The organism is Streptomyces sp. 1114.5 (assembly GCF_003635085.1).
In the GTDB taxonomy this organism is placed as follows: Bacteria; Actinomycetota; Actinomycetes; order Streptomycetales; family Streptomycetaceae; genus Kitasatospora.
The window spans coordinates 272721-287772 of record NZ_RBXE01000002.1 but is presented as its reverse complement, the minus strand read 5'-3'; the positions used below and the strand labels follow the sequence as shown (position 1 = coordinate 287772).

8 protein-coding genes are annotated in these 15052 nt (G+C 72.2%); 3 read left to right on the top strand and 5 right to left on the bottom strand.

Going from position 1 to position 15052, the window contains the following annotated elements:
- The gene (locus tag BX285_RS24680; RefSeq protein WP_121178129.1) at window positions 1-2148 is read left to right on the top strand and encodes a 3-hydroxyacyl-CoA dehydrogenase NAD-binding domain-containing protein; all 2148 of its coding nucleotides are present in this window, start codon (window positions 1-3) and stop codon (window positions 2146-2148) included.
- 101 nt (window positions 2149-2249) lie between these two features.
- On the opposite strand, the gene BX285_RS24675 is transcribed toward BX285_RS24680, so the two are convergent.
- From BX285_RS24675 to BX285_RS24665, 3 genes are all read right to left on the bottom strand, one after another.
- On the bottom strand, window positions 2250-3776 hold the full coding sequence (locus tag BX285_RS24675) for a glycosyltransferase family 39 protein (RefSeq protein ID WP_257032369.1): 1527 nt from the start codon (window positions 3774-3776) through the stop codon (window positions 2250-2252).
- A gap of 155 nt (window positions 3777-3931) precedes the next feature.
- Window positions 3932-5836 (bottom strand): 1-deoxy-D-xylulose-5-phosphate synthase, encoded by a 1905-nt coding sequence (gene dxs / locus BX285_RS24670; RefSeq protein ID WP_097235887.1) that lies wholly within the window; start codon window positions 5834-5836, stop codon window positions 3932-3934.
- Between the two features lie 331 nt (window positions 5837-6167).
- The gene (locus BX285_RS24665) at window positions 6168-7346 is read right to left on the bottom strand and encodes an ROK family transcriptional regulator (protein WP_121178127.1); all 1179 of its coding nucleotides are present in this window, start codon (window positions 7344-7346) and stop codon (window positions 6168-6170) included.
- 473 nt (window positions 7347-7819) lie between these two features.
- On the opposite strand from BX285_RS24665, the gene BX285_RS24655 reads away from it, so the two are divergent.
- Together BX285_RS24655 and pepN are read left to right on the top strand one after the other, a co-directional pair.
- Window positions 7820-9496, top strand: coding sequence for a PQQ-binding-like beta-propeller repeat protein (locus tag BX285_RS24655; RefSeq protein WP_147465226.1), 1677 nt, complete (start codon window positions 7820-7822; stop codon window positions 9494-9496).
- A 228-nt stretch (window positions 9497-9724) separates the two neighbouring features.
- Entirely contained in the window at window positions 9725-12310 is a 2586-nt protein-coding gene (pepN, locus tag BX285_RS24650; protein WP_121178122.1) for an aminopeptidase N, read from the top strand.
- Window positions 12311-12457: 147 nt separating this feature from the next.
- On the opposite strand, the gene BX285_RS24645 is transcribed toward pepN, so the two are convergent.
- Both BX285_RS24645 and malQ read right to left on the bottom strand, forming a co-directional pair.
- A complete protein-coding gene (locus tag BX285_RS24645) occupies window positions 12458-12688 on the bottom strand; it encodes a hypothetical protein (protein WP_097235890.1) in 231 nt (76 codons plus the stop codon).
- Window positions 12689-12801: 113 nt separating this feature from the next.
- Entirely contained in the window at window positions 12802-14880 is a 2079-nt protein-coding gene (gene malQ / locus BX285_RS24640; RefSeq protein ID WP_259470874.1) for a 4-alpha-glucanotransferase, read from the bottom strand.
- Window positions 14881-15052: the final 172 nt, after the last annotated feature.

Here is a 15052-nt window from a genome sequence, read left to right as displayed (position 1 = left end):
ATGACCAACACCACTGAGCTCCTGCAGCACGGCGCCGAGCTGTTCCCGGGCGAGGTCGTCACGACCGCGCACGTGCGCCACCTGGACCTGCCGCTGCAGGCCGGCAAGCTGGCCCTGATCACCCTGGACAACGGCTTCGACCACACCAAGCCGACCACCTTCGGCCCGGGCTCGCTGCTCAAGCTGTCCGAGGCGCTGGACCAGGTCGAGGCCGAGGCCGCCGAGGGCAAGATCGTCGGCGCCGCGATCACCGGCAAGCCGTTCATCTTCGCGGTCGGCGCCGACCTCAAGGGCGTCGAGCTGCTGAAGCAGCACGAGGACGCGCTGGCCATCGGCAAGGGCGGCCACGAGGTCTTCAAGCGGATCGCCGCGCTGCCCGTCCCCACCTTCGCCTTCTACAACGGCGCGGCGATGGGCGGCGGCGTCGAGGTCGGCCTGCACGCCACCTACCGCACAGTCAGCGCGGGCGTCCCGGCCTTCTCGCTGCCGGAGGTCTTCCTGGGCCTCGTCCCCGGCTGGGGCGGCTGCACCATCCTGCCGAACCTGATCGGCCCCTCGAAGGCGATCAAGGTCATCATCGAGAACTCGATGAACCAGAACAAGCAGCTCAAGGGCAAGGAGGTGTTCGAGCTCGGCATCGCGGACGCGATCTTCGAGCCGGCCGACTTCCTGGAGCAGTCGCTGCTGTGGGCCGCCAAGGTCCTCAAGGGCGACGTCGTCGTCGAGCGCGAGGCGATCGACCGCGGCAAGGCCTGGGACGACGCCGTCGCCTGGGGCCGTCTGGTCGCCGACGCCAAGGTGCACGGGGCCGCTCCGGCCGCGTACAAGGCGCTGGACATCATCGCCCTGGTCAAGGACGCCGACCTCGCCGAGAAGGGCAGCCTGCAGGCCGGCTTCGACGCCGAGGACGCGGCCCTGGCCGACCTCATCATGAGCGGCGAGCTGCGCAGCGGCATCTACGCCTTCAACCTGGTGCAGCGCCGGGCCAAGCGCCCGGTCGGTGCGCCGGACAAGTCGCTGGCCCGCCCGGTCTCCAAGGTCGGCGTCGTCGGTGCCGGTCTGATGGCCTCGCAGCTGGCGCTGCTGTTCGCCCGCCGTCTGGAGGTGCCGGTGGTCCTCACCGACATCGACCAGGAGCGCATCGACAAGGGCGTCGGCTACGTCCACGCCGAGATCGACAAGCTGCTCTCCAAGGGCCGCATCGGCAACGACAAGGCCAACCGCCTCAAGGGCCTGGTCTCCGGCTCGCTCGACAAGGCCGTCGCCTTCGGCGACGCGGACTTCGTCATCGAGGCCGTGTTCGAGGAGATGGGCGTCAAGCAGACCGTCTTCGCGGACCTGGAGAACGTGGTCTCGCCGACCTGTGTGCTGGCGACCAACACCTCCTCGCTGTCGGTCACCGAGATGGCCTCCAAGCTGAAGCACCCCGAGCGGGTCGTCGGCTTCCACTTCTTCAACCCGGTCGCGATCCTGCCGCTGCTGGAGATCGTCCGCGGCGACAAGACCGACGACGCGTCGCTGGCCACCGCCTTCGCCGTGTCGAAGAAGCTGAAGAAGACCTCGGTGCTCTGCAAGGACGCCCCGGCGTTCGTGGTGAACCGGATCCTGACCCGCTTCATGGGCGAGATCCAGGGCATCATCGACGAGGGCACCCCGATCGCCGACGTCGAGAAGGCCGTCGAGCCGCTCGGCCTGCCGATGTCCCCGATCGTGCTGCTGGAGCTGGTCGGTCCGGCCATCGCGCTGCACGTGTCGGAGACCCTGCACGGCGCCTTCCCGGAGCGGTTCACCGTCTCCGAGAACCTCGCCAAGGTGGTCAAGGCCGGCAAGCGCGGCTTCTACACCTGGGTGGACGGGCAGCAGGTCCTCGACCCCGAGGTGCTGGCGCTGCTGACCTTCGGCGACTCGGTGCTCACCGAGGAGCAGGTCCGCGCCCGTGCCCTGGACGCCGTCGCGCAGGAGATCGGCCTGATGCTGGAGGAGGGTGTCGTCGCCGAGGCGCAGGACATCGACCTCTGCATGATCACCGGTGCCGGCTGGCCCTTCCACCTGGGCGGGATCACCCCGTACCTGGACCGTGAGGGCGTCTCGGAGCGGGTGAACGGCAAGCCGTTCCTGGCCCCCGGCGTGGCCTCGGTGCCCGCGTAGGGCGTAGCTCCGTGAAACGCGGGAGCCCCGGTGACCTGGTGGTCACCGGGGCTCCTTCGTGTGTACGGGCGCCTCTTCAGGAGGGGCGCGCGTAGGGACGTTCAGTGCTTGAGGCGGTAGACCACGGTGTCGGCGAAGACGCCGACCATCTCGTAGTGGGTGTCCAGCAGGTTCTCGATCCGGGGGACCATGACCGGCTGGTACGGGGCGATGCCGGAGTCGTCGACGACGACCTCGGGCAGACCGTTGGCCAGCTCCTTGTCGAAGGTCTGCCAGGCGTTGGAGACGCTGAACTGCTCGCCCACGTTCTGGCTGCCGTCCTTGCCGCCGCTGTAGTTGGTGAGGAAGCCGGCGGTCAGGTAGCGGGTGGCGGGCTTGCGGCCGGCCAGCCAGTACAGCTCGGGGTGCATGCCCCAGACCAGCACGGTGTCCTTGGGGGTGGTCTGCGCGGCGACGGCGGTGGCGACCTCGGTGGTGCGGTTGAGCCGCTCCCCCGGCCAGGCCAGCGCCAGGCCCCAGAACACCGTGGCGGCCACCGTGGTGTACACCAGGACGGGCTTCCAGCGGATCGCCGAGGTGGCGACCGCCCCGGTGCCCAGCAGCACCAGCGGCGGGATCAGCTGCAGGTAGTAGTGGCCGAAGAAGTGGAAGCCGACGCTGACCGCGACGACCGAGGAGAGCAGCCACACCCACAGGTCGGTGGTCGAGCCGTGCTCCTCGCCGGCCACCGGCAGCGGGCGGTGGCGGTGCTTGAGCCAGAGCCGGCGTCCGACCGGGTAGAGGAAGCCCAGGCCGGCCGCGGCCAGGATGGCCGAGTTGCCCAGGGCTCGGCCGATCATCTGCAGCCAGGCGCCGCCGAAGGTGGCGTAGTCGCCGCTGCCGGTGACCACCCAGAAGAGGAAGCCCTTGGGCTTGGTGAGGATCACCGCGACCAGCGCTATCGGCAGGGTGAAGCCGAAGCCGATCTTGAACAGCGCGGGCGGCCAGCGCACCCCGCGCCGGCGGGCGTCCTGGAACAGCATCCAGAGCACCGGCAGCAGCACCGCGCCGCCGGTCTGCTTGGTCAGCGAGCAGAGCGCCACCGCGATGCCCGCCGCCAGCCAGCGGCGCCGCTCGGCGTACCGGAAGGCGGCCACCATGGCGGGCAGCATGAAGACCTCGAAGGTCGCCGCCTGGGTGTCCTCCGGGGAGAGCCCGATGGAGACCAGCAGGTAGAGCAGTCCCGCGCCGGCGCCGGCCCGGTTGCCCCAGCGGCCGCGGGCGATCGAGGCCAGCAGGATCGCGGTGACCAGGTGGGCCACCACGGCCAGGGTGCGCAGCGGCCAGAGCGAGGCGGAGCCGAAGACCGCGAAGCAGGCCTGGTAGAGCCAGGGAAGCAACGGGGGCTTGCGGTCCACCACGGTGTCGTAGAGCACCCCGCCGTCCGCCAGCATCCGGGCCTGGGTGGCCAGGAAGCCCTCGTCCGGGCTCCAGACGGGCCGGGCGAAGGAGGGGATGTGGGTGAGCAGCGCGACCAGCGTGAGCACCGGCACCAGCCTGGTCCAGTACCCGGTACGGACGTGGGTACGGACGCGCTCGGGCAGGCGGTCGGCCAGTCCGGCGAGGCGGAGGCGGGTGGGGGTCGGCACGGTTGACAACCTACCGGGCGGGATCGGCGCGATCCGCGCCGGTCCCGCCTTTCAGTGCGATTGTCAGCTTGTTCCGTGACGAACTGTTACGACATTACGACGAACAGTCGTCGGCCGATCGGAGCACGGGCGAACCGCGTCGCCGAGGCCCCTCGTCAGGCCTCGACCCGCGCCGTGTCCAGGCGGGCGACCAGGGCCGTCACCTTGCGGGCGATGTCCGGGGCGTTCAGACCGATTTCCGCCAGGATCTCGTTCCGGCTCGCGTGGTCCAGGAACTCCTGCGGGATTCCGAAGTCGCGGACCGGCAGGTCCACGTCCGCGTCCCGCAGCGCCTGGGCGACGGCCGCGCCGACGCCGCCCACCCGGCCGTTGTCCTCGATCGTGACGACCACCCGGTGCTCGGCGGCCAGGCCCGGCAGGGCCGCGTCCACCGGCTTGACCCAGCGCGGGTCCACCACGGTGGCGGTGATGCCCTGGGCGGCCAGCAGGTCGGCGACCTCCAGGCTGGTGGGGGCCATCGCACCGACCGAGACGATCAGCACATCGGCGCGGTGGACGCCGGAGGGCTCCTCGGCGGCGCGCAGCACGTCCATGCCGCCGACCCGGCCGACCGCGGGAACGGCCGGGCCGACCGTGCCCTTGGAGTAGCGGACCACCGTCGGGGCGTCCTTGACCTGGACGGCCTCCCGCAGCTGCGCCCGTACCTGGTCGGCGTCGCGCGGGGCGGCCAGCCGCAGGCTCGGGATCACCTGGAGGATCGACATGTCCCACATGCCGTTGTGCGAGGCGCCGTCCGTCCCGGTGACACCGGCGCGGTCCAGCACGAAGGTGACGCCCAGCTTGTGCAGGGCGACGTCCATCAGGACCTGGTCGAAGGCGCGGTTCAGGAAGGTCGCGTAGACCGCGAACACCGGGTGCAGGCCGTTGGTGGCCAGGCCGGCGGCACTGGTGACGGCGTGCTGCTCGGCGATGCCGACGTCGAAGATGCGGTCCGGGAAGGCCTCGGCGAACGGGGCCAGGCCGACCGGGTGCAGCATCGCGGCGGTGATGCCGACGATGTCCTCGCGCTCGTGGCCGAGCGCGACCATCTCCTCGCCGAAGACCGAGGTCCAGTCCTTGCCCGAGCTCTTGACCGGCAGGCCGGTGTCCGGGTGGATCACGCCGACCGCGTGGAAGCGGTCCTCGTCGTTGTTCTCGGCGGCGTGGTAGCCGCGGCCCTTCTCGGTGAGGCAGTGCACGATCACCGGGCCGCCGAAGCCGCGCGCCTTCGTCAGCGCGGACTCCAGGGCGGTCAGGTCGTGGCCGTCGATCGGGCCGATGTACTTGAGGCCGAGGTCCTCGAACATGCCCTGCGGGGCGATGAAGTCCTTGAGGCCCTTCTTGGCGCCGTGCAGCGTCTCGAACAGCTGCTGGCCGACCACGGGGGTGCGCTGCAGCGCGTCCTTGCCCCAGGACAGGAAGCGCTCGTAGCCCTGGGTGGTGCGCAGGGTGGCGAGGTGGTTGGCCAGACCGCCGATGGTCGGCGAGTAGGAGCGCTCGTTGTCGTTGACGACGATGACGACCGGCAGGTCCTTGGCGTCGGCGATGTTGTTGAGCGCCTCCCAGGCCATGCCGCCGGTCAGCGCGCCGTCGCCGATCACGGCGACGACCGGGTCCGCCTTGCCCTGGATCTTGTTGGCCTTGGCCAGGCCGTCCGCGTACGAGAGCACCGTGGAGGCGTGCGAGTTCTCGATCACGTCGTGCTCGGACTCGGCCCGCGACGGGTAGCCGGACAGGCCGCCGCTCATCTTCAGGCGGGAGAAGTCCTGGCGGCCGGTGAGCAGCTTGTGGACGTAGCTCTGGTGGCCGGTGTCGAAGAGGATGCGGTCGCGCGGCGAGTCGAAGACCCGGTGCAGCGCGATGGTGAGCTCCACCACGCCGAGGTTGGGGCCGAGGTGGCCGCCCGTCTTGGAGACCTCGGTCACCAGGAAGGTCCGGATCTCCTGGGCCAGTGCGGCCAGCTGTCCGGGCGTGAGCCGGTCGAGATCGCGCGGTCCCCGAATGCGGGTCAGCAGGGCCACCCGTTCCTCCTCGTTCAGTGTTCGCGGACCACGGACGGTCCGACGGGCGTCGCTGCCCGGTCCGGCGGCAGGCCGGTGGTCGCGGCCGGTACCGACCGGTCGAGTCTAATGTCCGCCTGCCGGGCACCGAGCGGCGCGCCCGGTGCCACCGTTCGGCCACTGCCATTCCCGGAGGTCGGCCGGGGGATGCGCGTCACCGTGGGTTGACGCTCGGGTGTTCGGCCACCTTTATGACGGGGGACGTCGGCGGGTGCGGCTTGGACGGCGGCGGGTGCGGTCCTAGCGGGAGCCGGGCGTGGTTCGGCGGGCGCCGTTCGTGGTTCGGCAGGTGCTAGGACCGGCCGAGGGCTCCGGACTCGCCCATCTCGCTCATCACCAGCGCCAGTGCGCCCAGTACCTCGGCCCGGCCGCCGAGGGTGCCGGGGACCACCGAGAGCTGGCGGGCGGCGCTGGGGATCGCGTAGCGGGCCACCGAGTCCCGGATCGGGGCGAGCACCAGCTCACCGGCCTCGGCGAGGTCGCCGCCCAGGATCACCCGGCGCGGGTTGAGCAGGTTGCACAGGGTCGCGACACCGGTGCCGATCTGCCGGCCGGCGTCGGCGATCACCCGGCGGCAGCCGAGGTCGCCCTGCTGGGCCAGCTCGACCACCCGCGGCAACGAGAGGTCCGGGCCCAGGGTGGAGCTGAGCAGGGAGAGCAGGTAGCGCGAACCGACGAAGGTCTCCAGGCAGCCGCGGTTGCCGCAGCGGCAGACCGGCCCGGCCTCGTCCAGCGTGATGTGCCCGATCTCACCCGCCGTACCGCCCGGGCCGCGGTAGATCTGGCCGTTGACCACCAGGCCGGCGCCGACACCGCTGGCCACCTTGATGTACGCGAGGTCGCTCAGTCCGCGGCCAGCCCCCCAGACCAGCTCGCCCAGCGCACCGAGGTTGGCGTCGTTGTCCACGTGCACCGGCATGCCCAGCCGCTCGCCCAGCTCCTTGCCCGGGGCGATGCCCGTCCAGCCGGGCAGGATCGCGGTCGAGCCCAGCGCGCCGGTCTCCACGTCGATCGGGCCGGGCACGCCCAGGCCGACGCCGATCACCTTGTCCGGGCGGAAACCGGCCTGCGCCAGCAGGCGCTCCACCATCGCCTCGGCGCGGTCGAAGCCCTGCTGCGCGGAGACGTCCACGTCGATCGGGGCGCTCTCCTCGGCCAGCACCCGGTGCGCCAGGTTGCCGACCGCGACCCGCAGGTGGGTGTGGCCGAAGTCGATGCCGACCACGATGCCGGCGTCCCCGCTGAGCGAGACGCTGCGGGCGCGGCGGCCGCCGGAGGAGGTGTCGGCGACCACGACGGTGCCGCTCTCCTTCAACTCCCGCACGATGTTGGACACGGTGGCCGCGGAGAGGCCGGTGCCCCGGGCGATCTCGGCCTGGGTCAGCGAACCGGCCATCCGCACCGCGCGCAGGACCCGCTCCAGGTTCGCCCGGTGCAGGGACGACTGCGAGCCCGGTGTGTCCGTCGACATGATCCACCCTCCCAGGGCGGGGAACCCTCCGCCGGGCTTCCCCTTCAACTCCTGAAGGGTACGGCCCGGGGGCGGGGGCGGGCGCGGGATGGCCGGGGATGGGGGGCGCCTGGCGGCGGGCAGGGGCAGGGGGCGGGGGGCGGGGGCCGGATGCCCGGGGGCGGGGGCGGGTCACGTCGGGGTGTCGGGGGTGAGGGGTGGGTGATCGGGGGGTGAAGGTGTTGCGCGGCCTGGACCTGTGACGTCGGGGTTGGGCGGTCCTGGCAGCGGCCGAAAACCACGCACCACTACCATGGTGCCCACTTCTCAGGCGTCCCACCGGAACCGAGGACGGTACCGGCAGGGGGACGCATCCAGACATGACGGGGAATCAGATGGCAGGGGATCACCCTACGCCGGGGGCAGGCGAAACGCCTGGCAGCGGTCCGCAGGACAACCGGGGCGTCTCGTTCGGACGCCCGCCAGGCGGCGGCGTGGATCCTGCCGCCGTCGCGGACCAGATGACGCAGCTGGACGGCTCGGCCATCCCGGGGCAGGCCGGGCCGCCGCCCGCCCAGCCGCCGGCACCGCCCGCGCAGCCGCCCGCCCAACCGCCGGTCGGCGGCGCCGAGTACGCGGCGTACGCGCCGACCGCGACCGGCTTCCCCACCCAGGCCCCGCCGCCCCCGGCCGGTGCGCCGGTCGGCCCGTACGACCCGGTGCCCGGTGCCCCGTACGGCGCCCCGGACCCCGGGCAGGGCTACAACACCGGCGGCTACAACTACCCGCAGCAGCAGCCCGGGTACAGCTACCCCGGTGCTCCCGTGCCGCCCAAGCAGCGCAACCCCGTGATGCTGTGGGGCGGGATCATCGGCGGCGTGCTGGCGATCGCGATCGTGATCGCCCTGGTCGTGCTGCTCAAGGAGCCCAGCCCGAGCCCCACGCCGAACGCCAACGACACCACCAGCGCCGGCCCGGACAGCAACAACAGCCCCGCGCCCGGCCCCGGTGGCAAGGGCGCCGGCTTCAACGTCGCCTGGAACGCCCCCAAGGGCGCCAACACGGACGGCGCGAACCAGATGCTCGGCGTCTGGGGCACCGACAAGTACGCCATCCGCGTCGACAGCAGCGGCATCAAGGCCTACAACCTGACGGATGGCAAGGAGGCCTGGACCATCCCCGTCCCGGCCGGCAGCAAGGAGATGTGCACCGCCTCGTACGCGGCCAACTCCAAGAACATCGCCGCCGTCTCCTTCAACACCGGTGACAGCGACTGCTCCACCGTCGGCGCCGTCGACCTCGCCCAGGGCAAGCTGCTCTGGAGCGTCAAGGTCTCGGCCGACCGGATGTCCTCCCCGACGCTGAGCGTCACCGAGAACGTGGTCGCCATCGGCGGCAACGCGGTCGGCGCCCTCAACATCGCCAACGGCCAGCCCGCCTGGCAGTACCAGCCGCGTGACAAGGACTGCACCGTGCGCGGCCGCACCGCCGGCGCCCAGATCGCGGTCAGCGACCGCTGCTACGGCGGCAGCGGCCCGAAGTCGCAGCTCGTCATCGTCAACGCCGACACCGGCAAGGCCGCCAGCACGCCGATCACCCTGACCGGCAGCATCGAGCAGGTCGACCAGGTCGTCCAGGACAAGCCGCTCGTGCTGCTGATGACCAACGGCCCGCAGGGCGACTACGTCCTGCCGTTCGACAAGGACAACAAGCCGGGCACCCAGATGTCCGTCAAGGAGCCCGGCTCGGACAGCCTGCGGCTGTCCGGCCAGGACGAGGCCATCACCCGGAACGTCGTCAGCGGCTCCACCCTGTACGTCCAGGTCAGCGGCACCAAGCCGGGCATCAACGCCTACGACCTGAACACCGGCAAGCGCCTCTGGTCGGCCACCACGTCCTCGTCCAGCAACGACATGCGCCTGGTGTCCGGCACCGACAAGGACGGCAAGATCCGCGCCGTCGTCGAGCAGGGCTACGACAAGCCGGCCCGCCTCGTGACGCTCTCGCCGACCGACGGCTCGATGACCGACATCGGCACCCTCGCGATGCCGAACGGCCTCGACATCGGCAGCAGCACCTCCGAGTACCTGATCTCGGACGACGGCGCCGCGGTGTACGCCTTCCGTCGCTACAGCTCCTCGGACGGTCCGCTGACCAAGTGGAAGAAGTGACGCCAGGAAAGTGACGCCAGGAAAGTGACCCCGGGGAAGTGACACGGGGAGGTGACACCGGACGCCGGGGAGGCGACTCCGGGGGACATCACCCCAGGTCGCGACCGGCGCGGGCGGGGCGGGCACGGGCGAACGGCCCGGGCCCGCCCCGCCTGCGATTATTCGGCGGGCCCGTGCGTTGGGACATGCGAGGATTCGCACCATCAGCCTGACAAAGGAGTGCAGCGAGTGCCCGGCACAAACCTGACCCGCGAGGAGGCCCGCACCCGGGCGGACCTCCTCCACGTGGACGCGTACGACATCGAGCTCGACCTCGGTTCGGCCCGTGAAGGCGGCACCTTCCGGTCCACCACCGTGGTCCGGTTCACCGCCACCACGCCCGGTGCGGAGACCTTCATCGACCTCGTCGCCCCGAGCGTCGAGGAGATCACCCTCAACGGCGCGCCGCTCGACCCGGCGAGCTTCGCCGACAGCCGCATCCCGCTGCCGAACCTGGCCGCCGAGAACGAGCTGCGGGTCGTCGCCGACTGCGCGTACACCAACACCGGTGAGGGCCTGCACCGGTTCGTCGACCCCGTCGACGGCGAGACCTACCTGTACACCCAGTTCGAGGTGCCGGACGCCCGCCGTGTCTTCGCCAGCTTCGAACAGCCCGACCTGAAGGCCGCGTTCACGTTCACCGTGACCGCCCCCACCGGCTGGGTCGTGGTCTCCAACTCGCCGACCCCGACGCCCGAGCCGGTCGGCGACGGTGCCACCCAGGTCTGGAAGTTCGAGCCCACCGGCCGGATCTCCAGCTACATCACCGCGCTGATCGCCGGCCCGTACGTCGGCGTCTTCGACAGCTACGAGAACGGCGAGCAGAAGGTGCCGCTCGGCGTCTACTGCCGGCCCTCGCTGCGCGAGTTCCTGGACCCGGAGGCCATCTTCGAGGTCACCAAGCAGGGCTTCGACTACTTCCAGGAGAAGTTCGACTTCCCGTACCCGTTCGCGAAGTACGACCAGCTGTTCGTCCCGGAGTTCAACGCCGGCGCGATGGAGAACGCGGGCGCCGTCACCCTGCGCGACCAGTACGTGTTCCGCTCCAAGGTCACCGACGCCGCGTACGAGTCCCGCGCCGCCACCATCCTGCACGAGCTCGCCCACATGTGGTTCGGCGACCTCGTCACCATGGAGTGGTGGAACGACCTCTGGCTGAACGAGTCCTTCGCGACCTTCGCCGAGGCCGTCTGCCAGGCCGAGGCCCCCGGCTCCAGGTGGCCGCACTCCTGGACCACCTTCGCCAACCAGATGAAGACCTGGGCCTACCGGCAGGACCAGCTGCCCTCCACCCACCCGATCATGGCCGACATCAACGACCTGGAGGACGTCCAGGTCAACTTCGACGGCATCACCTACGCCAAGGGCGCCTCGGTGCTCAAGCAGCTGGTCGCCTACGTCGGGCAGGACGCCTTCTTCCAGGGCGTGCAGGCCTACTTCAAGCGCCACGCCTGGGGCAACACGCGGCTCAGCGACCTGCTCGGCGCCCTGGAGGAGGCCAGCGGCCGCGACCTCAAGGCCTGGTCCAAGGCCTGGCTGGAGACCGCCGGCATCAACGTGCTGCGGCCGTCGCTGGTGCTGAACACGGACGGCGAGATCGAGTCGTTCGCGGTCCTGCAGGAGGCCCCCGCGCTGCCCGCCGGCGCCAAGGGCGAGGCCGTCCTGCGGCCGCACCGCATCGCCATCGGCCTGTACGAGCTCAACGGCGACTCGCTGGTGCGGACGGAGCGGGTCGAGCTGGACGTCGACGGGCCGCGCACCGAGGTGCCGCAGCTGGTCGGGCGTCACCGCCCGGCCGTCGTGCTGCTCAACGACGACGACCTGTCGTACGCCAAGATCCGGCTCGACGAGGACTCGCTGGCCGTCGTCACCGAACACCTCGGCGGCTTCACCGAATCGCTCCCCCGCGCGCTGTGCTGGGCCTCCGCCTGGGACATGACCCGCGACGGCGAACTCGCCGCCCGCGACTACCTGTCGCTCGCGCTTTCCGGCATCGGCCGCGAGTCCGACATCGGCGTGGTGCAGTCCGTGCACCGCCAGGTCAAGCTCGCCCTCGACGCGTACACCGACCCGGACTGGCGGGAGGAAGGCCTCGCCCGCTGGGCCGCCGCCGCCGAGGAGCACCTGCGTGCCGCCGAGCCCGGCAGCGACCACCAGCTGGCCTGGGCCCGCGCCCTCGCCGCGGTCGCCCGGACCGACGGTCAGCTCGCACTGCTCGCCGGGCTGCTGGACGGCTCCGTCGAGATCAAGGGCCTCGCGGTGGACACCGAGCTGCGCTGGACCCTGCTGGAGCGGCTGGTCGCCACCGGGCGGGCCGACGAGGCGCTCATCGCCGCCGAGCTGGAGCGGGACAACACCGCGGCCGGCCAGGAGCACGCGGCCACCTGCCGCGCCGCCCGGCCGACCGCCGAGGCCAAGGCCGAGGCCTGGGCGTCGGTGGTGGAGTCGGACAAGCTGACCAACTACGTCCAGGAGGCCGTGATCGCCGGCTTCCAGCAGTCCGACCAGCGCGAACTGCTCGCCCCGTACGCGGCGAAGTACTTCGCGGCGGTCAAGGGCGTCTGGGAGACCCGCAGCCACGAGATCTCGCAGCAGATCATCGTCGGGCTGTACCCGGCGCTGCAGGTGACGGCCGCGACCCTGGAGGCCACCGACGCGTGGCTGGCCTCGGCCGAGCCGGCGCCGGCACTGCGGCGGCAGGTCATCGAGGCCCGGGCCGGGATCGAGCGTGCGCTCAAGGCGCAGGCGGTCGACCGTGCGGCGGGGGCGCGCTGACGGTCGGTGACAAACCGGAAGGGGCGTCGGACGGGTCGTCCGGCGCCCCTTCGGGGGTTGTACGGGGTCCTGGCGGACGGCGAGCGGCGTGCGACTGCCGGCGCGTGCCGGCGTGCGGGGGGCAGCCTGGCGCGTGCGGGGCCGGGCCTACTTCTTCTTGCCCTTGCCGTACGGCAGGCCGGCCAGACCGGCGATCACCGCGAAGGCGACGAGCGGGAGAAACACGTACAGGCCGAGGGTCTGGCCGACACTCAGGCCGGACGTACCGGGGTCATCGCCGTCGTCCCTGGTGAAGGCCATGGCGGGCGACGACAGCAGCATCATCAGCGTGACCGTTGCGGAGACCGCGCCGGCTCGCAAAGCGTTCCTCTTGTCCACGTTTCCAACTTACCCGGGGCTTATGGGAGGGCGCGCGTCGGGGTCGGCCTGGTGGGGGTGGGCGCTGCGGGGTGCCCCGGGGCCGCCGGGGTGGGCGGCCCCCGGGGTAGGGGTCAGTGCGGCCGGGTGGGCGGGGTGAGGAGGGTGGCGAGGAGGGGGGCGGTGGGGGTGGTGGTGAGGCGGTCGAGGGTGATCGGGGTGCCGGAGCCGTCGGCGACCGGGAGGCGCCAGTTCGGGTACTGGTCCCAGGTGCCGGGCAGGTTCTGCGGGCGCGGGTCGCCGACCAGGTCCGGCAGCCAGACGCCGACCAGCTGCGCCGGGGTCGCCCGCAGGAAGCCGTACAGCGCGGGCATCGACAGCGGCTCGCCCGGCAGCAGCAGCCCCAGCCGGGTCAGCTCGGACCGCCAGTCGGCCAGCTCCTCGGCCGCCTCCTCCTGCTCGTCGCCCAGTGGGCGGGCCAGCAGGCCGAGCCGGTGGCGGAGCTCGACGTGCTCGCCGGAGAGCCGGGCCGCGGTGCTCGGCAGATCGTGGGTGGTGAGGGTGGCCAGGCAGCCGGGGCGCCAGGCGTCCGGGGCCAGGATGCCGCCGTCGGCCTGCCAGTCCCGCTCGAACCAGAGCACGGACGTACCGAGCACGCCGCGCGCCGCCAGCTCCTCCCGGACGCCCGGCTCGACCGTGCCGAGGTCCTCGCCGATCACCGCCGTCCCGGCGCGGTGCGCCTCCAGGGCCAGGACGCCGAGCATCGCCTCCGCGTCGTAACGGACGTAGGCGCCCTCGGTGGGCGGGTGGCCCGCCGGTACCCACCAGAGACGGAAGAGGCCCATCACGTGGTCGATGCGCAGGGCCCCGGCGTGCCGCGTCGTCGCCCGCAGCAGTTCCGCGTACGGGGCGTAACCGGCCTCGGCGAGGGCGTCCGGGCGCCAGGGCGGCAGGCCCCAGTCCTGGCCGTGGGCGTTGAAGGCGTCCGGCGGAGCGCCGACCGAGATGCCACCGGCCAGCACGTCCTGCAGGGCCCAGGCGTCGGCGCCGTCCGGGTGGGCGCCGACGGCGAGGTCGTGGATCAGGCCGACCGGCATGCCGGCCTCGCGGGCGGCCCGCTGGGCGGCGGCGAGCTGCTGGTCGACCTGCCAGGCGAGCCAGCGGTGGAATTCGACGCGTTCCGCGTGCTCCTTCTCCGCCTGTTCGGCGTGTGGGCCGTCCGGGTGACGCAGACCCTTCGGCCAGTGGTGCCAGTCGGCGCCGTGCACCTCCGCCAGGGCGTTCCAGAGCGCGTGCCGGCGCAGCCACTCGCCCTCGCGGCGCTGGAACGCCTCGTACGCGGCCTGCCGGCCGGGCCCGCGCGGCACCTCGTGCAGCAGCTCCAGGGCCTCGCGCTTGAGCGCCCAGACGGCGTCGCGGTCGATCAGGCCGTCGTGGCCGAGGACCTCCTCGCGCAGCCGGGCCGCGCGGCGGGTCAGCTCCTCGGCCTGGCCGCGCCGCTTGCCGTCCAGGTACGCGTACTCGGGGACGGCCTCGACCCGCAGGTGCACCGGGTCGGCGTAGCGGCGGGAGGAAGGGCGGTAGGGGGACGGGTCGGAGGGGGCGCCCGGCAGTCCCTGGTGCAGCGGGTTGATCTGCACGAAGCCCGCGCCGAGGCCGGCGCCCGCCCACTGGGCCAGCTCGGCGAGGTCGCCGAGGTCGCCCATGCCCCAGGAGCGGTCGGACAGAACGGAGTACAGCTGGGCGAGGAACCCCCAGCTGCGGCCGGTGAGTTGGGGCAGCCGTTGCGGGGCGACGATCAGCGCCGCTTCCGCCTTCGCGCCGTTGGACTCCGCCTTGAGGACGTGCCGGCCGAGCGGCAGGTCGGCGGGCAGCCAGTGCGAGTGCCCGCACGGCAGCTCCCAACTCCCTCCGCCTTCCAGCTCCACGTGCAGCCGGGCGTCCGCCGGGACGTCCAGCGCGGTGCGCCGCCCCTGCCGCACCACCACGCAGGGCGGCAGCAACCTCCCCTGCACAGAGGCGCGGTGACGCTCCAGCGCCTCCCGCACCTCCTCCGGCGTGCCGGCCGCCACCCCCAGCGCGGCCAGCACGGCCACCAGCGTCCGCGCCCCCACCGTCTGCCCGCCCGGCCCCGGGTACCGGGTGTCCACCCCGTACGCCTGCGCCAGCGCCAGCAGTTCGGCGGGCGGCGGCGGGGCATCCTGGGCCGGCACCTGCTCGGCTCCGTCACTGTCGTGGTAAGCGGCCACTCGCGGCTCCTGCGATGTCTCGGCTACGCCCGGTCAGGACTCCCAAGTCCTACCCGGGTAACCACCCGACGACGCTGCGCGACACGACGGCGGGCGGTGGATCAGGGCGTCAGCGGCAAGACAAGGGAGAACCCTT

What these genes read in the sequence shown, in the direction of transcription:
- BX285_RS24680 (WP_121178129.1), top strand. Translation starts at nt 1, where the DNA reads ATGACCAACACCACTGAGCTCCTGCAGCACGGCGCCGAGCTGTTCCCG.
- BX285_RS24665 (WP_121178127.1), bottom strand. Translation starts at nt 7,346, where the DNA reads ATGTCGACGGACACACCGGGCTCGCAGTCGTCCCTGCACCGGGCGAAC.